16 protein-coding genes and 1 pseudogene are annotated in these 21175 nt (G+C 68.4%); 13 read left to right on the forward strand and 4 right to left on the reverse strand.

Going from position 1 to position 21175, the window contains the following annotated elements; translation table 11 throughout:
• The first annotated feature begins 61 nt into the window (after nt 1-61).
• The 6 genes from QFZ53_RS06410 to QFZ53_RS06435 all read left to right on the forward strand — a co-directional run bounded on the left by QFZ53_RS06410 (nt 62) and on the right by QFZ53_RS06435 (nt 5986).
• On the forward strand, nt 62-1477 hold the full coding sequence (locus tag QFZ53_RS06410) for an amidase (RefSeq protein ID WP_307294708.1): 1416 nt from the start codon (nt 62-64) through the stop codon (nt 1475-1477).
• Between the two features lie 40 nt (nt 1478-1517).
• The gene (locus QFZ53_RS06415) at nt 1518-2393 is read left to right on the forward strand and encodes an alpha/beta hydrolase fold domain-containing protein (RefSeq protein ID WP_307294710.1); all 876 of its coding nucleotides are present in this window, start codon (nt 1518-1520) and stop codon (nt 2391-2393) included.
• A 117-nt stretch (nt 2394-2510) separates the two neighbouring features.
• Complete coding sequence (locus tag QFZ53_RS06420; protein ID WP_292906006.1) at nt 2511-3392, forward strand: alpha/beta fold hydrolase; 882 nt, start codon at nt 2511-2513, stop codon at nt 3390-3392.
• Nucleotides 3389-4243 carry an alpha/beta fold hydrolase gene (locus QFZ53_RS06425; RefSeq protein WP_307294714.1) on the forward strand — a complete coding sequence of 285 codons (855 nt, stop codon included), beginning with the start codon at nt 3389-3391 and terminating at the stop codon, nt 4241-4243. The genes QFZ53_RS06420 and QFZ53_RS06425 overlap by 4 nt, the downstream gene beginning before the upstream one ends.
• Nucleotides 4244-4288: 45 nt before the next feature.
• Nucleotides 4289-5284 carry an NADP-dependent oxidoreductase gene (locus tag QFZ53_RS06430; RefSeq protein WP_307294715.1) on the forward strand — a complete coding sequence of 332 codons (996 nt, stop codon included), beginning with the start codon at nt 4289-4291 and terminating at the stop codon, nt 5282-5284.
• 99 nt (nt 5285-5383) lie between these two features.
• Entirely contained in the window at nt 5384-5986 is a 603-nt protein-coding gene (locus tag QFZ53_RS06435) for a TetR/AcrR family transcriptional regulator (RefSeq protein WP_307294717.1), read from the forward strand.
• Between the two features lie 81 nt (nt 5987-6067).
• Here the strand turns inward: QFZ53_RS06435 and QFZ53_RS06440 are convergent, their stop codons facing one another.
• On the reverse strand, nt 6068-7069 hold the full coding sequence (locus QFZ53_RS06440) for a LacI family DNA-binding transcriptional regulator (protein ID WP_292906014.1): 1002 nt from the start codon (nt 7067-7069) through the stop codon (nt 6068-6070).
• A gap of 258 nt (nt 7070-7327) precedes the next feature.
• Here QFZ53_RS06440 and QFZ53_RS06445 point away from each other — a divergent pair, with 258 nt between their 5' ends.
• The 6 genes from QFZ53_RS06445 to QFZ53_RS06470 all read left to right on the forward strand — a co-directional run bounded on the left by QFZ53_RS06445 (nt 7328) and on the right by QFZ53_RS06470 (nt 14718).
• Complete coding sequence (locus QFZ53_RS06445) at nt 7328-8611, forward strand: ABC transporter substrate-binding protein (protein ID WP_292906016.1); 1284 nt, start codon at nt 7328-7330, stop codon at nt 8609-8611.
• 69 nt (nt 8612-8680) lie between these two features.
• Nucleotides 8681-9646 (forward strand): carbohydrate ABC transporter permease, encoded by a 966-nt coding sequence (locus tag QFZ53_RS06450; RefSeq protein WP_292906018.1) that lies wholly within the window; start codon nt 8681-8683, stop codon nt 9644-9646.
• On the forward strand, nt 9643-10548 hold the full coding sequence (locus tag QFZ53_RS06455; protein WP_292906020.1) for a carbohydrate ABC transporter permease: 906 nt from the start codon (nt 9643-9645) through the stop codon (nt 10546-10548). Before QFZ53_RS06450 ends, QFZ53_RS06455 begins: the two co-directional genes overlap by 4 nt.
• Nucleotides 10545-12863: a beta-glucosidase family protein gene (locus tag QFZ53_RS06460; RefSeq protein WP_307294722.1), complete on the forward strand. Its 2319-nt coding sequence runs from the start codon at nt 10545-10547 to the stop codon at nt 12861-12863. The genes QFZ53_RS06455 and QFZ53_RS06460 overlap by 4 nt, the downstream gene beginning before the upstream one ends.
• Nucleotides 12860-13630, forward strand: a complete 771-nt coding sequence (locus tag QFZ53_RS06465; protein WP_307294723.1) for a ThuA domain-containing protein — start codon at nt 12860-12862, stop codon at nt 13628-13630. Before QFZ53_RS06460 ends, QFZ53_RS06465 begins: the two co-directional genes overlap by 4 nt.
• Nucleotides 13627-14718, forward strand: a complete 1092-nt coding sequence (locus QFZ53_RS06470; protein ID WP_307294725.1) for a Gfo/Idh/MocA family protein — start codon at nt 13627-13629, stop codon at nt 14716-14718. The genes QFZ53_RS06465 and QFZ53_RS06470 overlap by 4 nt, the downstream gene beginning before the upstream one ends.
• Before the next feature lie 59 nt (nt 14719-14777).
• On the opposite strand, the gene QFZ53_RS06475 is transcribed toward QFZ53_RS06470, so the two are convergent.
• Nucleotides 14778-15584 carry a glycoside hydrolase family 27 protein gene (locus QFZ53_RS06475; RefSeq protein WP_307294729.1) on the reverse strand — a complete coding sequence of 269 codons (807 nt, stop codon included), beginning with the start codon at nt 15582-15584 and terminating at the stop codon, nt 14778-14780.
• An 895-nt stretch (nt 15585-16479) separates the two neighbouring features.
• Nucleotides 16480-18258 (reverse strand): annotated as a pseudogene (locus QFZ53_RS06480) (alpha-galactosidase); the annotation flags it as partial.
• Nucleotides 18259-18320: 62 nt separating this feature from the next.
• Here QFZ53_RS06480 and QFZ53_RS06485 point away from each other — a divergent pair.
• Nucleotides 18321-20153, forward strand: coding sequence for a beta-L-arabinofuranosidase domain-containing protein (locus QFZ53_RS06485; RefSeq protein WP_307294731.1), 1833 nt, complete (start codon nt 18321-18323; stop codon nt 20151-20153).
• Here the strand turns inward: QFZ53_RS06485 and QFZ53_RS06490 are convergent.
• A complete protein-coding gene (locus QFZ53_RS06490; protein WP_307294734.1) occupies nt 20143-21168 on the reverse strand; it encodes a LacI family DNA-binding transcriptional regulator in 1026 nt (341 codons plus the stop codon). The genes QFZ53_RS06485 and QFZ53_RS06490 overlap by 11 nt on opposite strands.
• Nucleotides 21169-21175 lie beyond the last annotated feature (7 nt).

Here is a 21175-nt window from a genome sequence, read left to right on the forward strand (position 1 = left end):
CCATCGAGCTCCCGGCAACTGATGCGCGGCACAACCTGACTCCTCACGTAAGGACACACCGATGAACGACCTCATCTACCTTTCCGCCACTGAATGCATCGAGCGGTACCGCACCGGCTCCCTTTCACCCGTAGACGTCCTCGACGCCCAGCTCGCCCGAGCGGCACTCGTCGACGACTCGTTGAACGCCTTCACCGAGACGATGGCCGATGCGGCACGAGAGCGCGCGCAGGAATCGGAGCGGCGCTACCGCGACGGTACGGCGCGACCGCTCGAGGGTGTCACCGTCGCCGCGAAGGAGAAGCACCAGATCGCGGGTATGGAAGTGGTCGAGGCTTCGAATGCCTGGGACGGATACACCGCACTCGAGAACGCGCCCATCATCGACAGGCTTCTGGATGCGGGCGCCATCATCCATGCGCGAACCGCGACCCCCGAGTTCTCCATCGCCGCCTTCACCCATTCCGATCGCTGGGGAGTCACACGCAATCCGTGGAACACCGCATTCTCGCCGGGCGGGTCTTCCGGAGGGTCCGCGGCGGCCCTCGCGGCCGGAATGACGACACTCGCCACGGCATCCGACATCGGCGGGTCCACTCGCGGGCCGGCGGCATTCACCGGCACCGTCGGCTACAAGGCGCCGTATGGACGGATTCCGGGAGTCGGCCCCATGAGTGTGGACTACTACCGCGGTGACGGACCGATGGGACGCACCGTCGACGACGTCCTGCTCTTCACGAACACGATCAGCGGGCCAGACCCGCGTGACCACGTCGCACTGCGACCGAAAGTCGTCATCCCATCTGATCTCGCAGGGGTAGAGGGCCTTCGGGTCGCTCTCAGTCTCGATCTCGGCGGCTTCCACGTCGCGGAGGAGATCAGAGAGAACACCCGCCGCGTCGCGGAGGAACTGGCCAAGGCCGGGGCGGAGGTCGTGGAAGTCGATTTCGCCTGGACGCGTGAACTGATCGTCGCCGCGGCGATGCCGCATTTCGGTCACATGATGGGTTCGATGGTGAACGACGCGATCGGCGGGAAGACAGCGGAACTCAGCGACTACGCGCGCGATTTCGTCGAGCAGACCCGCGTCGTCCGTGCGGGGGCGTCGATGTTCGATGCGGCGAAAGCCGAGTATGCGGTCCAGCGTGAGCTCGCGCGCGTGATGTCGGGATACGACGCCCTGCTCTGCCCGACCACGGCGGCCATCGGGCTCCCCGCGGCCGACACGCTGATCGGCGGGATCGACATCGACGGCCGCACCGTTTCCGGACTCGAAGGCACCCTCACCCTCCCGTTCAACATCAGCAATCGCTGCCCCGTCCTCGCCGTGCCCAGCGGCCACGCGGGGAACGGGATGCCCACTGGCGTGCAGATCGTCGGTCACACCTATGACGACGCCATGGTGTTCCGTCTCGGAAGGGCCATCGAGACCCTGCGCCCCTGGGCGTATACCGCCGAACACCGTCCGCAGCTGTAACCATCGCGGAGGTTCGCCAGATGATTTCGCGGGGGTGCTCGTGAGCCTGTCGATGCGGCTGGTGAGCCTGTATCTGCGGGTGAGGAGCAAGCGGCACTTCGCCACCGTTCACGGCGCTCGCCGGATGCTGGCGCGGGAGAAGACCGCAGCGACACCGCCGGAGAGGCTCCGGACTCGACATGCGGTGGGTTTCGGGGTGCGAGAAGGGTTCGGATGCTGGACCGTCACCCCTCGGAAGTCGCGGAGTGGGCGGACGGTGATCTACCTGCACGGCGGCGCCTACGTCAACGAGATCTCCCCGCAGCACTGGAAACTCATCGAGCAGATCGCCGACGCGGGCGCTCGGGTGATCGTCCCCGCGTACGGCCTCGCCCCGCAGCACGGCTACAAAGAGGCCTACCGCCTGCTCATCGCCGTCTACCGCGAGACTCTGGAGTCGACGGCCCCGTCCGACGTCGTCTTCGCAGGGGACTCCGCGGGCGGGGGCCTCGCGCTCGGATTCGCCCAGACGCTCCTCAACGCCGACCTGCCGCAACCGGGTCGCGTCGTGCTCATCTCCCCGTGGGTCGACATTTCACTCCGGAACCCCGACATCGCGAGTCTCTCCCGAAAGGATCCTTGGCTCGCGGTTCCGGGAGCGCGCGAATGCGGACGAGTCTGGGCAGACGGAGACGACCTCGAACTCCCGCAGCTGAGTCCGATCCGCGGACCCCTGGCAGGCCTCGCCCCGATCGACGTCTACATCGGCACTCGGGACATCTTGCTCCCGGACGTCCTGCTGCTGCGCGACCGGGCGGCCGCAGAAGACGTGCCCTTCGAACTGACGGTATGTCCAGGCGCGGTGCACGTGTATCCGCTCACGCCGACCAGAGAAGGGCGTGCGGGGTCCGTACGCATCGTGAGAAGCGTGATGTAGGACCGCTTCCCGTGTCGTGGGCCCGCTGATCCCGGAGGCAGCATCGCTTGACAATAAAACTGAGTACGCTCATAATAAAGTGTAGTCGTTTTTCGACGACGAACACTGGAGGATCTCATGAGCGGTACCGGCAGCGCACCCGTCAACACCTCGTACGCGAAAGCTCCCAACAAAGCCCTGACTGCGGGCGGCATCACCTTCGCCTACCGCGAGCTCGGTCCCGAAGAAGAGGTCCCGGTGGTGTTCTTCGTGCACCTCGCGGGCACGCTCGACAACTGGGACCCGCGGATCGTGGATGCGATCGCCCAGCATCGGCACGTGATCGCCTTCGATCAGCAGGGCGTGGGCGGGTCCTCCGGCACGGTGCCGCGCACGCTCGAAGAAGCGGCTGACGACGCCTACGCGTTCATCACCGCCCTCGGCTACTCGAAGATCGACGTCTTCTCGTTCTCGATGGGCGGCATGATCGCTCAGGACCTCATCGTGAAGCACCCGGATCTCGTGCGCAAACTCGTGCTCACGGGCACCGGTCCGCGCGGCGGGAAGGACATGGACAAGGTCATCGGCACCACCTACTGGGACGTGCTGCGTGCGACTCTCACGCGCTCGGACCCGAAGGAGTTCCTGTTCTTCAACCGCGATGCCGCCGGGAAGAAGGCGGGTAAGGCGTTCATCAACAGACTCAAGGAGCGCTCCGTCGATCGCGACAAGGACATCAGGCTCTCCGCTTTCCAGACTCAGCTGACGGCGATCGCACGGTTCGGCCGGTCCGCGCCATCCGACCTCTCCGTCATCACCGGACCCACGCTGATCGCCAACGGCGACAACGACCGCATGGTCCCCTCCGTCCTGTCGCACGACCTGCACGCGCGCATTCCGGGCAGTGAGCTGACCATCTACCCCGACTCCGGACACGGCGGCATCTTCCAGTACTGGGAGAAGTTCGCCCCTGTCGCGGTGAGATTCCTCACCGCCGACGAGCCTGCGCCGCGGCCATGACCGCTTCCGCGACACGTCCCGGGCGGTTTCAGAGCGCCGAGACGCGCGTGCTTCTCGTCGACGGCGTCGAGCTGGTCTATCGCGAGCTCGGTCCGGCAACCGGCATCCCCCTCGTCGCTCTCAACCACCTCGGCGCCAACCTCGACGACTGGGATCCCCGTCTCGCCGACGGGCTCGCGCTGGACCGCCGGCTCATACTGCTCGGCTATCGCGGCGTCGGCAGATCCGGGGGACGGGCGCGCGACGCGATCGAGGAGATGGCGGATGACGTGGTCGCCGCACTGCGCGTGCTCGATCTGCCCCGCGTCGATCTTCTCGGCCTGTCGATGGGCGGGATGGTGGCGCAGGATGTCGTGCGGCGGGCCCCCGAGCTCGTCGATCGACTGATCCTGATCAGCAGCGGTCCAGCCGGTGGCCCGGCTCTCACCGAGATGACCAGGGTGATGGTCGGGGGAGCGGTGCGTGCATCGCTCGCACTCGCCGATCCGAAGGCACGGCTCTTCTTCACCCGCAGCGCCGCGGGGAAGAGTGCGGGTCGCGATTACCTCGGGCGCCTCCGCGAACGCCGCGCCGATCGAGACGGCCGCGTCGCCCTCCGCGTCCTGCGCGCGCAGCTCGCCGCCGTCCATCGCTGGGGCGGGCAGCCGCCCACGGGCCTCTCGTCCTTCGACCGGCCGGTGCTGATCCTGCACGGCGACAGTGATCGCATGGTCCCCGTCGGCAATGCGAGCGCGCTCGCCGGCGTGTTCCCCACTGCGACGGTGACGGTCTTCCCGGATGCCGGGCACGGCGTCGTCTTCCAGAACCATCTCGATGTCGTCGTCGCCGTGCGGGCGTTCCTGCACCGGTGACGCGCGCGACATCGCCCCGCATGACCTGATCCAAGGAGCAAGACCATGAAGGCATTCGTCCTTTCGAAATACAAGACCGCCGTGCACGAGGCAGACGTGCCCGAGCCCGTGGTCGGCGAGCGCGATGTCCTCGTGCGCGTCCAGGCTGCCGGCCTCAACCAGCTCGACGAGAAGCTCCGTGTCGGAGAGTTCAAGGCGATCCTCCCGTATCGTCTGCCGATCATCCTCGGGCACGACGTCGCCGGCACGGTCATCCGCGTCGGGGCCCGCGTGAGCGCCTTCAAACCCGGCGACGAGGTCTACGCACGCCCGCGCGACCACCGCATCGGCACCTTCGCCGAGCGCATCGTGATCGACGAACGCGACGTCGCGCTCAAACCGAGCTCGATCGCGATGGACGAGGCCGGTTCGCTTCCGCTCGTCGCCTTGACGGCGTGGCAGGCCCTGGTCGAGATCGCCGACGTCCGCCCGGGGCAGAAGGTCCTCATCCATGCCGGAGCCGGCGGCGTCGGCTCGATCGCGATCCAGCTCGCGAAGCACCTCGGGGCGGAGGTCGCCACGACCGCAAGTGCCGCGAACGCCGACTTCGTGCGGTTGCTCGGCGCAGATCGAGTCGTCGACTACCGCACCGAGGACTTCGAGGAGGTGCTCAGCGGATACGACGTGGTCCTGGACAGCTTGGGAGGGGAGAACCTCGAGAAGTCGCTGCGCATCCTTCGCCCCGGGGGCAAGGCGATCGGCATCTCCGGTCCGCCTACTCCCGAGTTCGCGCGCGCCGCCGGCCTCAGCCTGATCCTCAGGCTCGCCACAGCGGGGCTGAGCCGCCGCATCCGCACGCAGGCGAAGCGCCTCGGCGTCGACTACACGTTCCTCTTCATGCGCGCCAGCGGCGATCAGCTCCGCGACATCGCCGGTCTGGTCGATGCCGGTGCCATCCGCCCCATCGTCGGACGCGTCTTCCCGTTCGATGAGACGGTCGCCGGAATGGAATCCTTGGCGAAGGGCGGCATCCGTGGGAAGGCCGTCATCAGCAATCCGTGACGCGGGTGCTCGCGCGGGCGCATGGGAGAATGTGGCCAGATGTTCCCGAGCCCGCGCTGGCGATTTCGCTCACGATCGAGCTCGTTTCCGGAGGATGCCATGACTGCTGACACCCACCCCATCGGTCGGCGCGAACGCAACAAGCTCGACAAGCTCGCGCGGATCACCGCGGCGGCGGGCGAGCTGTTCGCCGAGCGCGGCGTCGACGACGTCACGACTCAGGAGATCGCCGACAAGGCCGACATCGGCACGGGAACCCTGTTCCTGTACGCCAAGACCAAGGGCGAGCTGCTTCTGCTCGTGCAGAACTCGATGTACGCGGAGGCTCTCGACCGCGGTCGTGCAGCAGCCGAAGACGCTGACGGCGTTCTCGAAGGCGTGCTGGCTGTCGTCCGGCCCGTCGTCGAATGCAACCGCAAGCAGATCGACAACGGCCGCACCTATCTCCGCGAGATCGTGTTCGGCGACCCGGGGGAACCGCATCACCGAGACGCTCTCGACCTCACCGTGAGGACCGAAGAGCTCGTCGCCGAGGTGATCGCGCGGCGGGAGGGGGTCTCGGTCGACCAGGCCCGCGCTCTCGCGCGGATCGTCTCCGCCGTCATGTTCCTCACGATGGCCGCTACCGTGAACGCGCAGCAGTCGATCGATCAGCTGGTCGCCGAGATCACCGAGCAGCTCACGGCGATCCTTCCTCTCTGAGGCGCCGATCCGCCGGTGGTCATCGCCGCAGCGGGCTGGGAATCGCGATAGACGACGCGCCTGCGCCGACGTCGGTGCGGCTCAGAGCGATTCGCGGTGGATGAGGGATGTCGGCAGCAGCTGCACCTTCTCGGCGGGGAGTCCGCGGATGGTGGCGAGGAGTGTGTCAGCGGCCGCTCTGCCCATCTCTTCCAGCGGCTGGCGCACGGTGGTCAACGGCGGGTCGGACGTGCTGGCGATCAGGATGTCATCGAAGCCGACGACCGAGACGTCGGTCGGCACCCGGCGCCCGGCGGCCTGGAGCACGCGCAGCGCCCCCGCGGCCATCAGATCGGAGGAGGCGAAGATCCCGTCGAGGTCGGGTGCACGCTGCAGCAGACGAGCCATCGCCGCGGTTCCGCTGTCGAGCGTGAAGTCTCCGTGGACGATCGGACCGGGAGCGATGCCGTGGCGTGCGAGCTCGTCCGTCCATCCGCGCGTCCGATCCCTCGCCTGTTCGAGGTCGAGGGGTCCGGTGATGATCCCGATCGACCGGCGCCCGGCCTCCACGAGCGCGCGTGCAGCGAGCACTCCGCCGCCGTAGTTGTCCGAGTCGATCACGATCGGGTCGGGGCCGATGTCGGCGTGCGGGCGTCCCACCCACGCGATGGGAACGGGGGAGTCGGCCAGACTCTCCACGAGATGCGTGATCTCGTGCTGCAGGATCACGATCGCGCCGTCGAGGGCTCCTGATCGGAGGAAGCGCGGGATGCGGTCGAGGTCCTCCTCGTCGGCGGGAAGCAGCACGGGCTGCACCGCGCCGGCCGACAGGCCCTTCGCCGCGCCCTTGAGCACCGCGGTGAAGAAGGTGCCGCTGTGACTGCCGAGCTCGTCGAAGGCGATGACGAGGCCGACTGCGCCGGCGCGGCCGCCACGGAGGACGCGCGCGGCGAAGTTCGTCTCGTACCCGAGGCGCTGCGCTTCCCGCTCGACGGACAGGGTCATCGCGGGGTCGACGTTCGTCGCACCGGCCAGGACACGCGCCGCGGTGGCCCGCGAGACTCCCGCGGCCTGCGCGACGTCGACGATGGTGGGTCTGACCATGGCTCTCTCCGCGAAGTTCGTAGTAGGTCGAAGATCGATCTCTCAATGAAGAGATCATTGCACGGATTCTGCCCATTTTCGCGCAGGCTCGTCGCAATCTTCTGGGGGTCGTGCATCGGCTCAAGCCTCGCGTCCCCCTCCTCGCAGGGGTTGCCCTCTCCAGGGATCTTGGCTACTGTGACCCGAACGAGAGATCGATCTCTCAGCGAATCAATCGAGTCGTCAGCACTCACATGTCCCCGAAGAAGAGGAGCTGTTGTGAACCGTCGCAAACTGGCCCTGCCCATCGCCGCAGTCGGCGCATTCGCGCTGCTGATCTCCGGATGCTCGTCCGGCGGCTCAGGTTCGGAATCCGGATCCGGTGATCCGAATGCCGAGTTCGAGTTCTGGTCGTTCACCGGCATCGGACAGAAGGACTCCGTCGCTCGCTACCTCGAGGAGAACCCCGACGCGAAGGTGAAGCTGAGCGAGGTCGGCAGCACGACCGAGACGGCCACCGCCCTCACCGCCGCTCTCGCGGGCGGACGGGTTCCCGACCTCGTCATGATCCAGAACGACGATCTGCCGAAGTTCGTCGAGAACCCCGGCAACTTCGTCGATCTGCGCACGCTCGGCGGTGACGACATCGGCGACGACTACCTCGATTGGGCAATCGACGGCGCGACCGCCGAGAACGGCTCGGTCATCGGCATCCCGACCGACGTGGGCGGACTGACTTTCGCGTACCGTGCCGACCTCTTCGAGGCGGCTGGTCTGCCCACCGACCCAGCCGAGGTGGCTGAGATGTGGTCGACGTGGGACAAGTTCATCGAGATGGGCAAGAAGTACACGGCGGCGACCGGCGAGCCCTTCGTCGACAACGTCGAGACGAGCGTGTTCTTCTCCACCGTCAACCAGGTCAGCGAGAAGTACTACTCGCCGGACGGCGAGCTGATCTACGACGAGAACCCTGAGGTCGAAGAGGCGTTCGACGTCGCCGTGCGCACCTACGAGGCCGGGATCAGCGCCAGCATCCCCGCGTGGTCGTCCGGGTGGGCGCCGGGCAAGGCGAACGGCGCCTTCGCCGTGACGACCGCTCCGTCGTGGATGCTGTCCGGATTCAAGACCGACGCACCGGACACCGAAGGACTGTGGCGGATCGCGTCGATCCCGGGTGTGGGCGGCAACTGGGGCGGCAGCGTCATCGCGATCCCCGCCCGCGCCGACAACCCCGAGGCGGCGTGGCAGTACATCAAGACGATGCTCTCGCCCGAGGGGCAGACCGAGCACTTCGCGACGACCGGCACCTTCCCCGCCGCGAAGGACGCGCTCGAGAGCGACGAGGTGCGCAGCTACACCGACCCCTTCTTCGGCGATTCCCCCGTGGGGGCGACCATGAGCGAATCCGTGCTGCAGTTCAGCTCGTTCTACAACGGCCCCGACACCAGTGCGATCGGTGCCGCGCTGCTGAACGCCCTCGTCGACATGGAGGCCGGCAACGTCAAGCCGGCTGATGCGTGGAAGACCGGCCTGGACAGCGCCAAAGCCGCGATCGGCGGCTGACTCACCGTATCGATCGATGGTGGCCCGTGCCGGGGAGGGGCGGGCCACCATCCTCACCGAGGTAGGACCATGACCGCGACAGCGACCGCAATCCCCGTCCAGAAGATCCGCCGGCGCGACCGGCCGCCGACCCAGAAGATCCGTCAGCCGTTCGCCGAACGCATCGCGCCGTACCTCTACGTCGCGCCGTTCTTCGTGATCTTCGCCGTCTTCGGCCTGTTCCCGTTGCTGTTCACGTTCTACGTGGCGCTTTTCGACTGGAATCCGATCGGAGAGCAGACCTTCGTCGGGCTGGCGAACTTCGAGCGGCTCTTCCAGGATCCGCGATTCTGGAACGCCTTCGTGAACACATTCGGGATCTTCCTGATCTCGACGATCCCGCAGCTGCTGCTCGCCCTGGGGCTCGCGCATCTGCTGAATCACGCCACGTTGAAGATGGCGAACTTCTTCCGCATGGCGCTGCTCGTCCCGTACATCACCTCGGTCGCGGCGACCGCGCTGGTGTTCTCGCAGATCTTCGACAAGAACTTCGGGCTCATCAACTGGATCCTGGATCTCGTCGGGGCGCCCGCGGTGAACTTCCTGTCGTCGCAGCTCGGCTCCTGGATCGTGATCTCGTCGATGGTCATGTGGCGCTGGTTCGGCTACAACACTCTGCTCTACCTCGCAGGACTGCAGGCCCTGCCGCGGGAGATGTACGAAGCGGCATCCGTCGACGGCGCATCGGGGTGGCAGCAGTTCATCCACCTCACGATCCCGTCGCTGCGGCCGATCATCATCTTCACCGTGATCATGTCGACCATCGGCGGATTGCAGATCTTCACCGAACCGCTGCTGGTCGCTCCGGAGTCCGGGCTGACCTGCGGCGGTGGACGACAGTGTCAGACTCTCGCCCTCTTCCTCTACGAGCAGGGCTTCGGCCAGTTCGAGTTCGGCTACGGCTCCGCGATCGGGGTGGCGCTGTTCGTGATCGTCGTGGTCGTGTCTTTGATCAACTTCTATCTCACCACCCGCACCAGGAAGGCACGCGCATGACCCACGTGACCCAGGAGGCGACCACGGCGTCGCCGGTGAAGCCGGAAGCGTCCACTCGTCGCCGACGCGCCCGTTCCCGCCGCGTCGGCAAGGTGTCGTGGCCCGTGTACGCGCTCCTGATCATCGCCGTCGTGATCAGCGTCTTCCCGCTGTACTACATGTTCGTGATCGCCTCGGTCGGTGCATCGGCCGTCACATCGATCCCACCGCGGCTGTACCCCGGTCTCAACTTCTTCGACATCGCCGCGAAGGTCTTCGAGACCGTGCCGTTCCTGCAGTCGCTGCTGAACAGCGTGATCGTGTCGCTGGTGGTCGCCGTCGTGACGTCGCTGCTGTGCGCACTCGCAGGGTTCGCGTTCGCGAAGCTGCAGTTCCCGGGCCGCAACGCGCTCTTCCTCATCGTCCTGCTGACGATGACGGTGCCGGCGCAGCTCAGCGTGATCCCGCAGTACCTGATCATCTCGTGGCTCGACTGGGTCGACACGCTTCAGGCGATCATCCTGCCGGGGCTCGCGAGCGCGTTCGGCATCTTCTGGATGCGTCAGCACCTCTCGACCACCCTGAACGACGAGCTGATGGCCGCGGCGCGCATCGACGGCGCCAACAGCTGGCAGATCTTCTGGCGCATCGGATTCCCCGTCGTTCGGCCGGCTGCGTTCGTGCTGGGACTCATCACGTTCACGGGGGTGTGGAACGACTTCATGTGGCCGTTCATCGTGTTGAAGTCTCCCGAGCTGTTCACGGTGCAGATCGCGCTGAAGCAGCTGCAGGCGAACCGGACGATCGACCTGGCACTGACCATGGGCGGATCGTTCATGGCGACCCTCCCGCTGCTGATCGTCTTCTTCTTCGTCGGACGCCGCATGGTCGCGGGAATCATGGACGGGGCGTTCAAGGGATGACCGCCGAGCTGAGCGCCGTCGACCAGGATCGATGGCGCGACCCCACGTTGAGCGCGCGCGAGCGGGCGCAGGCGCTGGTCGATGAGCTGACTCTCGAGGAGAAGGTGGCCCAGCTCGGCTCCGTGTGGCTCACCGACAGCGCCGACGATTTCGCGCCGCGTCTGTCGGACGACTCCGCCGACGCTGTCGTCGATCCGTTCGAGCACGGACTCGGCCAGCTCACGCGGGTCTACGGAACCGCGCCGATCACTCTCCAGGAGGGTGTGGAGACCCTGCGGCGCCTGCAGCGCCGCGTGATCGAGAACCAGCGTCTGGGGATCCCCGCTCTCGTGCACGAGGAGTGCCTGACGGGGCTGGCCGCGTTCGGTGCGACGGCGTACCCGGCCCCGCTGGCGTGGGCGTCGACGTTCGACGACGATCTCGTCCGCGAGATGGCGCGCGCGATCGGGGAGGACATGCGTGCGATCGGCGTGCATCAAGGGCTGGCGCCCGTGCTCGACGTCGTGCGGGACTACCGGTGGGGGCGCGTCGAGGAGACCCTCGGCGAAGACCCTTATCTCGTGGGACAGCTGGGCGCGGCGTACGTGGCAGGGCTCGAGAGCGCCGGCATCATCGCCACGCTGAAGCACTTCGCCGGATACGCGGGCTCTCGCGGCGCACGCAACCACGGGCCGGTCAGCATGGGGCCGCGTGAGTTCGCCGACACCGTGCTGCCGCCGTTCGAGACCGCGCTGCGGCAGGGCGGCGCGCGCAGCGTGATGACCTCGTACACGGATGTCGACGGCATCCCGAGCACGGCGAATCGTGCGCTGCTCGACGGCACTCTCCGCACCGAGTGGGGTTTCGACGGCACGGTCGTCGCAGACTACTGGGCGATCCCGTTCCTCGTGTCGATGCACCGGGTGGCGGTGGATGCCGCCGAGGCGGGGGCGCTCGCCCTGCGCGCCGGCGTCGACGTGGAGCTGCCCTCGACCGTCGCGTACGCCGCACTTCCGCGTCTGGTCCGTGAGGGCGTCGTCGACGAGAGCGACATCGATCGTGCGGTCGTGCGCCACCTCAGGCACAAGATCGAGGCGGGTCTGCTCGATCAGGCCTCCGTCGTGCCGGAGGGTGCGGAGGAGGTCGAGCTCGACAGCGACCGAAACCGGGCGCTGTCCGCCCGCATCGCCGAGGAGTCGGTCGTTCTCCTCGAGGACGACGGCATCCTGCCGATCACCGCGCACTCCCGAGTCGCGGTGATCGGGCCGGCCGCCGCCGAGTATCGGAGCCTGCTCGGATGCTACGCGTTCCCCAATCACGTGCTCACGAAGTACCCGGGTCACGAACCGGGCATCTCCATTCCGACGATCGAGGCGGCACTGCGCAGCGAGCAGGGGATCGGAGAGATCCGGTTCGTCCGCGGCTGCGAGATCGTCGACGACAGCGACGACAGCGACGACATCGCGACGGCTGTGCAGGCTGCGCGCGAGAGCGATGTCGCGGTCGTCGTCGTGGGCGATGTCGCCGGACTGTTCGGCGCGGGCACCTCCGGCGAGGGATGCGACGCCGCCGATCTGCGGCTGCCAGGACGCCAGCATGAGCTCGTCCTGGCGGTGCTCGCGACGGGAGTGCCGACCGTGCTCGTGGTGGTCTCGGGGCGCCCGTATGCGCTGGGGGAGTACCGCGGCGCCCGCGCGATCGTGCAGGCCTTCTTCCCCGGCGCCGAGGGCGCCCGTGCGATCGCCGGCATCCTGTCGGGTCGTGTGGCGCCGAGCGGGCGGCTGCCTGTGCAGATCCCGCGTTGGCCCACAGCGACGACGACCTATCTCGAGCCGCCGCTCGGCCGGCACAACGCCGGTATCACCGTGGCCGACCCGACGCCGCTCTACCCGTTCGGGTATGGTCTGACCCGCGGCCGCATCGAGTACGAGACGATCGAGGCGCCCGCCGAGTTCCGCACCGACGGCGCTGCCGAGATCGCCGTCACCGTTCGCAACAGCGGGGCGTCGGCGGTCGAAGTGGTGCAGTTGTACGCCTCCTTCCCCGCGGGTTCTGTCGTCCGTCCGGAGGCGCAGCTCATCGGGTTCGCCCGCATCCGCGTCCCCGCGGGGGCGCGAAAGACGGTGCGCTTCACGCTCGAGGCGGCGCGCTTGGCCGCGACGGGGATCGACGGGCGGCTGAGCGTGGACCCGGGTACCGTGATGCTCGCCGCCGGGCCCTCGGTCGCGAACCGCGCATGCGCCACCGCTGTGCGGATCACGGGTGCACGGCACCTGGTTCTGGCCCGCGCTGGAAGGACCGCATGGGACATCGATCATGGAGAGGACGAGGAATGACTGCACAACGACCGATGAGGGTGCTCGTCTGGGGCGAGAATCACCACGAGAAGCACGATGAGATCCCGCAGCGGATCTATCCCGACACGATGCATGGCACGATCGCGGCCGGCCTGAGGGAGCTCCTGGGAGACGGAGCCGTGGTCGAGACCGCCACGCTCGACGATCCCGAGCACGGCCTCAGTGAGGAACGGCTGGCCGACACCGACGTGCTGCTGTGGTGGGGGCACATGCGGCATGACGCCGTGGACGATGAAGTGGTCGAACGCGTGCATCGACACGTGCTCGGCGGCATGGGCTTCATACCGCTCCATTCGGCTCACTTCTCCAAGGTGTTCATCCGTCTCATGGGCACCACGTGCAGCCTGCGCTGGCGGCAGGGCGACGACCGCGAGCTCGTATGGACGGTGGCCCCCACCCATCCGATCGCTCAGGGTGTGCCGCACCCGCTGGTGATCCCGATGCAGGAGATGTACGGGGAGTTCTTCGACGTGCCGGCACCAGACGAGCTGGTGTTCGTCTCGAGCTTCTCCGGCGGCGAGGTCTTCCGCTCGGGCATGACGTTCTCGCGCGGCCACGGGCGCATCTTCTACTTCTCGCCCGGCGACCAGGACTATCCGGTCTATCATCAGCCGGAGATCCGCCGCGTGCTCGCCAACGCCGTCGGCTGGGCGTTCCAGGACCGGCCGCGGCAGGCGCCGCAGATCACGATGCATCACGTCGGCGAGTTCGAGACGCCGCGCGAGTGGGACGGATCTCTGCGATGACGGATGCTGTGCGGGACGTCGTGGTCGTCGGCGCCGGCGGCATGGGCCGGGCCTGGATGGATGTGGTTCAGGCGCGGGACGGTGTCCGCCCCTCTGCAGTGGTCGATCTCGACGTGTCCGCCGCTCGTCGCGCCGCGACCGAACGCGGCTGGGACGTGCCGGTGTTCTCCGACGTCGCCGCCGCGCTGCGCGAAGCACCCGCCGATCTGCTGCTGAACGTCACGGTGCCCGAGGCGCACCGCGCGGTGAGCGACGCGGCGCTCCGCGCCGGAGTGCCGGTGCTCAGCGAGAAGCCCGTCACGCCCACGGTGGCCGATGCGATGTGGCTCAGCGCACTGAGCGTCTCGCGCGGGGTGCTGCTGGCGACGAGCCAATCGCGTCGGCATTCGTCGGGAATCAGCGCATTCCGTGATGCGGTGCGCGATCTGGGCGGCGCAGGGCAGCTCGAGACGCAGTTCTTCCAGAATCCGCGGTTCGGCGGGTTCCGGGACGAGATGCCCTCGCCGCTGCTGGTCGACATGGCGATCCATCAGTTCGACCAGGCGCGCTTCCTGCTCGGCAGCGAACCCGTATCGGTCTACTGCGAAGAGTTCTCGCCCTCGTGGAGCTGGTACCGAGGGGCAGCGGCTGCACAGGCGATCTTCCGGTTCTCGGACGGCTCCCGCTTCGGCTACGCGGGAAGCTGGTGCGCCGACGGGCTGACGACGTCGTGGAACGGATCCTGGCGGGCGAGCGCCCCTGATGGCTCAGCGACGTGGGATGGTGAGACCGCCGTGCGCGTGCAGGGTCAAGATGGTCCTGAACGGGATGTGCCGATGGGAGAAGGCAGCGAAGGGCTGGACGCCGCGCTTACGGAGTTCTTGACCGCCTTGGACGGAGGCGAGGCCCCGTCGGGAGAGATCAGGAGCAACATCTGGAGCCTGGCCATGGTCGAGGCGGCGGGAGAGTCGGCGGCGACCGGCAGCCGCGTCGATCTCGACGCGGTCTTCGCGCGGGCGGGCGCTGCCGCGCTCGCCGAGGCTCAGGCGACGGGGGAGACTGCGATCATCGATCAGCTGCGGGAGTGGGCGGGTGGTGCGCCGCGCTGACTCATCCGGGGGCGACTCTCGTGCGATGGCGTGGCGGACTTCCGCCGCGCCATCGTCACTCACCCGAAGACGAGCAGCCGCACGCCGTGCGCGGGAACGTCGACCTCGACCCAGCCGCCGTCGATCGGCACCGCCTCACCGGACCACGCGTCTTCGCACTCCGCCACGGCCGGATCCTTCACGCCCAGGTCGTCCACATGGGCGCGCAGCATCCGCGGCTCACTCCCCAGCCAGAACAAAGCGCGGTACTCCCGACCGCGGGCGTGCGCGCTCCAGATGACGAGATCGCCGTCGCGCACGATCTCCCGTGCGTCCTGGCCCTCGCGCAGCGCCAGGACGTCGAGGCGCTTCAGCAGCGCCAGGGTGTCGTCCGGGGTGTCCGGCAGATGACCGCCGAACATGAGCGGTGAGCGCAGCAGACACCACAGCGTCATCACCGTGCGCTGCTCCTCCAGCGTGAGTCGGCTCAGGCGGTCACGCCCGACATGGCCGCGGATGCCGATCCGCCCGAACGGCAGCATGTCGGCATCCGCCCACGCCCCGGGCCGCTGGAACGGCGCCCACCGCGCGGCGCGCTGGAACTGCTCGAGCACCTGCGGCCACTCGTCCCAGAAATCGTCCGAGATCCGCCACAGCTGCGCGTGGCTGCGCAGGGACTCCGCGTGCTCGGTCGACAGCTGCTTTCCCGGCGAGAGGCTCAGTACCATCGGCCGTCCGCTGCGATCGATCGCTCGCGAGAACGCGGCGATCTCCGCCGTCTGCACCGGGGGATACAGCACGTCGTCGAGCTTGATGAAGTCGACGCCCCACTCGGCGAACTGCGCCGCGAGCGAGTCGTAGTACTCCTGAGCGCCTGCCGAATCCATGTCCACGCCGAAGTTGTCCGGGTTCCATGGGCACACGTTCCCGCGATCCGCGATGCTCGCGCAGGTGGCCCCAGGCGCACCGAGCACGGGAAGTTGCCGCTCGGGCCGCCGCACGCGGCACACCGCGCATCATGTGCACGCCGAAGCGCAGGCCGAGCGCGTGGATGCGGTCGGCCAGCGGCCGGAACGAACCGCCCGCTGCCGACGGGAACCGGCTGACCGCGGGCAGCGGGCGACCCCATTCGTCGAGCTCGGGCTGCGACACCTCGCGGTAGTCGTGGTGGCCCGGGTCGGACTCGTACCACTGGATGTCGACCACGACGGTGTCCCAGCCGTACGTTGCGAGGTGCGCGGCCAGGAACTCGGCGTTCCGCACGACCTCCTCTTCGGTGACCGAGGAACCGAAGCAGTCCCAGCTGTTCCAGCCCATCGGCGGCAGGAGCGCCGCGTCACGGCGGGCGGCAGCGCCGTTCACGACGCGTCCTCCGCGCGGAGGTGAACGACCACGGCTCGCTCCGGATGGAAGGTGGGGAACTCCAACCCTGCCGTCGACAGCAGGCCGCCCGGGAACACCGGAGCACGACCGTCGTCGCCGTCGAGATCGGGGCGCGCGCAGCCAGTCCGGGATCTGCCAGGGCGGTCCGAGCGTGTCCGGCACGCTGGCGGTCAGCCGGTACCGGCGACCCGGGTCGACCCCGCCGAAGCGGATGCGTGCAAGAGTGTCGGGGGTCGAGCGCGGTGTGACGATCGTGTACAGCGCCTCGCTGCGATCCTCCGCGACGACGCCGCGCATCGACGGCGCCCACGGATCGCTCTCCCCGCCGCCGACCGTTCGCCCGGTCTGGATGAGTCGGCGGTGACGACGGAAACGGGCGATCCATGCGGCGAGCTCGGTCTGCTCGGCGTCGCTGAGGTCGCGGATGTCCCACTCGATTCCGAAGTGGCCGAGAAACGCCACGGCGCAACGGAAGTGCAGATCGGACGAGCGTCCGGTCACGCTCGACACCGCCGAGGCGACGTGCGATCCCATCATCTCCGGCGGGACCAGCAGTCCGGTGCCGCGCAGGATCTCGAAACGGTCGATCGGATCATGGCTGTCGGAGGGATGGATGCGATCGGTGCGCTCGAGGATGCCGAGGTCGACGCGTCCGCCCCCTGAGGCGCAGCTCTCGATCTCGAGGTCGGTGTGGCGGGCGCGCAGCTCGTCCAGCAGGCGGTAGAGCGCGCGGGTCTGAGCGTGCACCGCGGGGGCGCCCGTCGCCGGGTGGCCCGCTGCGACGAGGTCGCGGTTGTGGTCCCATTTCAGATAGCTCACGCCGATGTCGCGGATCAGCGCGTCGAGCGTCTCCAGGATGTGCGTGAACGCCTCGGGCTGCGTGAGATCCAGCACCTGCTGGAAGCGGTATCGGGCGGGAAGCTCCTCCCTCGCTCGCAGGATCCAGTCGGGATGGGCGCGTGCGAGGTCGGAGTCCTCGTTGATCATCTCGGGTTCGACCCACAACCCGAACTCCATGCCGAGCTCCCTGACCCGGTCGGCGAGCGGCCGCAGCCCTTCCGGCCATGCCGCCGGGTCGGGCGACCAGTCGCCGAGCCCGGCGCGATCGTCGCTGCGCCCGCGGAACCAGCCGTCGTCGAGCACGAACCTCTCGACGCCGAGTGCGGCGCCGCGCTCGGCCAGATCGATGAGGGTGGCGGAATCCTGCGCGAAGTAGACCGCCTCCCAGACGTTCAGAGTGACCGGTCGATCCCGTTTCGCTGACCGCGAGACCCCGCGCAGAAAAGCGTGGAATCGGGCAGACGCGGAGTCCCAGCCCTCGCCATGGCTGCCGTACACCCACGGACCCGTGTACTCCTCGCCGGGCGCGAGACGGATCTCGCCCGGCAGCAGCAGCTCGCCGCCGCGGAAAGCCAGGGTCCCATCGCCGCGTTCGAGGGCATGCTCGTGGTCCCCGCTGAATCCGACATGGAACATCCACACCTCGCCCGCATCGGAGGAGAAGCCCGGCGTGCCGGCGAGCATGACCGTCGTGGCGTCCAGTCCGGTCCGTCCCCGCCGCGAGGGGCGGGCGTGCATGCCGCGAACCACGGGGTGCCGTTGCGGCTGGCGCTCATGGGCCCACCGTCCGGAGAAGTCGACGATCTCGGTCGCGCGGGTCGGCACGGGCAACGCGACCGAGAGGTCCTCGACCTCGAGCGGCGATCCCTCGCGCGCCTCGTTGCGCACCCCGGCGCGGATGCGCAGCAACCCAGTCGCTGTGAGATCGATCTCTGTTCGAAGCTGGATCGCGGATTGCTCGTCCTGAGCCTCTACGGTGACCGACGCGGCTCCGGTCTGGATGACGCCCTCCGACACGGACGTTCCATCGACGACGACCGTGTCGACACGGAAGGACGACGCCCATCCGGCGCCGGCTCGATGCGCGCTCAACCCTGGGCGCCCGAACCACCCCCGGCTGTGCTCTGGAAGCACAGAAGGTCGATAGGGGAGATCGGAAACATCGTCGAGACCTGGCCTTTGCTCCGCGAGGGCGAACGCGAGCAGATCGTCGTCGGTCGCCGTGATCCGCGCACCCCAGTGAAGGACGAGCGGAAGGTCGTGTGCGAAGCACGCCAGCACCAGGGAGACGTCGTCGGCGGCGAGGTGGATGACGCGAACGGATTGCATGGGGACCATTCTGCACGGTCGCTGCGCTGCAGTACAGTCAGAGATCGATCTCACGTCTATCAGGAGGATTCATGTCCGCACACGCACTTCCGCCCGCTGCCATCCGACTGACGGCGGGCACTTTCGACCGACGTCGGCGTCGGAACCGCGACTACCTCCTCTCGCTCTCCGAACGAAATCTCGTGCAGAACCACCTGATCGAGGCCGGCATCGGAGATCAGGCGTGGCACCTGCATCCGTCGGGCGCGTCCGCCGCGGATCGCGGCCTCGACCGGCATTGGGGATGGGAGACTCCGGGGTCGCTGCTGCGCGGCCATTTCCTGGGGCACTGGATGTCGGCGGCTGCGCGTGAGGCGGCTGCCACCGGAGATGCGATGCTGCGCGCCAAGCTCGACGGCGTGCTCGATCTGCTCGCACGATGCCAGGAGGAGAACGGCGGCGAGTGGGTCTTCGCGACACCGCCCTCGTTCCTGCGCCGGCTGGCGGAAGGCCGTGACGTCTGGGCGCCGCAGTACGCGATCCACAAGACCTTCATGGGCCTCATCGACGTGCACCGCGACCTCGGCGACGAGCGCGCTCTGCAGATCGCGCATCGTGCGGCAGGAGCGATCGCCGCCTGGGCGCGCGACTTCGACCAGGAGCGCTTCCAGGAGATCCTCGATATGGAGACCGGAGGGATGCTGGAGGTCTGGGCGGATCTGCTCGATGCGACCGGAGACGATCTGTACCGCGATCTCCTCGACCGCTACTGGCATGCGTCGCTGTTCGATCCGCTGCTGGCGGGGGAGGACGCGCTCACCAACATGCACGCCAACACGACGATCCCCGAGGTGCTGGGCGCCGCCCGCGCCTATGAGGTCACGGGAGAGGAGCGCTGGCGGCTCGTCGTCGAGCAGTACTGGGAGTGGGCGGTCACGCGCCGCGGCACTTTCTGCACCGGAGGCCAGACGTCGGGCGAGATCTGGACGCCGCCGTTCTCGTTCGCCGCGCGTCGGGGCTCGAAGACCCAGGAGCACTGCACGGTCTACAACATGATCCGCCTCGCCGACGTCCTGTACCGGTGGAACGGCGACCCGGCACACCTCGACTACATCGAGGCGAACCTGCACAACGGACTGCTCGCGCAGCAGCATCCGGAGACGGGGATGGTCGCGTACTTCCTGCCGCTGGAAGGCGGTGCCCGCAAACAGTGGGGCACACCCACGGAGGACTTCTGGTGCTGCCACGGCACGCTCGTGCAGGCGCATACGAGAGTGGCGCCGCTCGCGGTGTACGCCGACGACGAGGCGCTCACGGTCGCGCAGTACGTGCCGGTGCGCGCCCAGGTCACCGCAGCTGTCGGCCCGGTGACGATCGACGTCGGGCTGAGAGACGACGCGAGCTACGTCGGCCCCGACGCGAACGGCGGCCCTGGCGGCGAGATGCACCGCCCGCGGGCGCTGCGCGTGCAGGTGTCTGTGACTTCCGGCGAGGGCACGTCGACGCGGGTGCGGCTGCGGATCCCGGCATGGACGTCGGGTGAGCCGGTCGTGACCACGAGCGCATCATGGACGCGCGACGGCCGGTTCATCGAGTTCGCTCACCTCGGCGGGGAGTCGACCGTCGACCTCGAGTTCCCGCACGAGCTGCGCACGGTGCCGATCCTCGACGAGCCGGGCACAGTCGCTTTCGTCGAAGGCCCGATCGTGCTGGCCGGCCTCGTCGACCGCGAGGTCTCCCTGCAGGGCGACCCCTCCGATCCGTCCACGCTCCTCGCTGCCGACGATGAGCGTCAGTGGACCCAGTGGCTGGTGCGGTATCGCACGGTCGGGCGCGACGCCGGCATCCGCTTCATCCCGCTCAACGAGGTGACCGACGAGCGGTACTCGGTGTACTTCCCGGTGCGCGCGGCCGTCAGTCCCTGACGAGTGCCCGGGTCGAGCCGCGCTCGACGAGCTCAGTGGGCATGACGATGGCCTCCGTCGAGACCTCGCCGCCTGCTGCGGCGTGCGCGAGTATGCGGACGGCTTCCGATGCCATCTCGCGGATCGGCTGACGGATCGTGGTCAGAGAGGGATGCAGCCAGCGTGCCCCTCTGACGTCGTCGAACCCCACGACGAGGACGTCGCGGGGGATGGCGCGGCCGCTGTCCGCGATCGCCCGGTATGCGCCGGCCGCCATCTCGTCGGAGCAGGCGAACACGCCGATCGGACCGTCACCCGGGAGCTCTGCCAGCGCTCGCGCGCATGCACGTCTGGCGTCCCATGCGCTCCAGTCGGCGCTGGTGCGCACGCACGGCGCCCCTGGCGCGATCTCGTCGACGGTGCGGACGAAGCCGTCCACGCGTGCACGTCCATAGCGGTACGACGGTGCTCCTCCGATCACGACGAACCGTCGGGCACCGCGCTCGACCAGGTGCCGGGCGGCGGCGGCGCCGCCCGCGCTGTCCGTCGTCCGAAGGCTCGGCAGGGGGCTCGACGCCTCGGACGGCGGTTCCATCAGCACCAGCGGGATCCCTGCCCTGCGCATCGCGGCGATCTGGGTGCTGGTGGGCACGATGAGGCCGACGATCACCCCGGCGGAGCCCCGCGAGCGGATCCGTTCGGGCCAGTCGTCGGCCGGTTCGTCGCGCTCCGCGGTGAGGACGAGGTCGTACCCGAGCCGGGAGGCCGTCGTGCGGGCGCCCGCGGTGATCTCTTCGGTGTACGGATCGTGGAAGTGCCCGAGCACGAGGTCGAACATGAGCGAGGTGCCGCGTCGCGGGCGGCCCCGCACCTGTCCGGTGGTGGAGTAGCCCAGCTCGGACGCGGCCCGCAGCACGCGGGACCTGGTATCTGCCGCCATCTCGCCGCGCGCTCGCAGGGCGCGCGATGCCGTGGCCACGCTCACCCCCGCCCGGCTGGCGACGTCGGTGAGCGTGATGCGGGAAGGAGAGGGCACCCGACCA

It is taken from the genome of Microbacterium natoriense (genome assembly GCF_030816295.1).
Taxonomy (GTDB): Bacteria; Actinomycetota; Actinomycetes; order Actinomycetales; family Microbacteriaceae; genus Microbacterium; species Microbacterium natoriense_A.

Coding starts and splice junctions, on each gene's coding strand:
- QFZ53_RS06410 (WP_307294708.1), top strand. CDS start 62: ATGAACGACCTCATCTACCTTTCCGCCACTGAATGCATCGAGCGGTAC.
- QFZ53_RS06420 (WP_292906006.1), top strand. CDS start 2,511: ATGAGCGGTACCGGCAGCGCACCCGTCAACACCTCGTACGCGAAAGCT.
- QFZ53_RS06425 (WP_307294714.1), top strand. CDS start 3,389: ATGACCGCTTCCGCGACACGTCCCGGGCGGTTTCAGAGCGCCGAGACG.
- QFZ53_RS06430 (WP_307294715.1), top strand. CDS start 4,289: ATGAAGGCATTCGTCCTTTCGAAATACAAGACCGCCGTGCACGAGGCA.
- QFZ53_RS06435 (WP_307294717.1), top strand. CDS start 5,384: ATGACTGCTGACACCCACCCCATCGGTCGGCGCGAACGCAACAAGCTC.
- QFZ53_RS06440 (WP_292906014.1), bottom strand. CDS start 7,069: ATGGTCAGACCCACCATCGTCGACGTCGCGCAGGCCGCGGGAGTCTCG.
- QFZ53_RS06450 (WP_292906018.1), top strand. CDS start 8,681: ATGACCGCGACAGCGACCGCAATCCCCGTCCAGAAGATCCGCCGGCGC.
- QFZ53_RS06455 (WP_292906020.1), top strand. CDS start 9,643: ATGACCCACGTGACCCAGGAGGCGACCACGGCGTCGCCGGTGAAGCCG.
- QFZ53_RS06460 (WP_307294722.1), top strand. CDS start 10,545: ATGACCGCCGAGCTGAGCGCCGTCGACCAGGATCGATGGCGCGACCCC.
- QFZ53_RS06465 (WP_307294723.1), top strand. CDS start 12,860: ATGACTGCACAACGACCGATGAGGGTGCTCGTCTGGGGCGAGAATCAC.
- QFZ53_RS06470 (WP_307294725.1), top strand. CDS start 13,627: ATGACGGATGCTGTGCGGGACGTCGTGGTCGTCGGCGCCGGCGGCATG.
- QFZ53_RS06475 (WP_307294729.1), bottom strand. CDS start 15,584: ATGGATTCGGCAGGCGCTCAGGAGTACTACGACTCGCTCGCGGCGCAG.
- QFZ53_RS06485 (WP_307294731.1), top strand. CDS start 18,321: ATGTCCGCACACGCACTTCCGCCCGCTGCCATCCGACTGACGGCGGGC.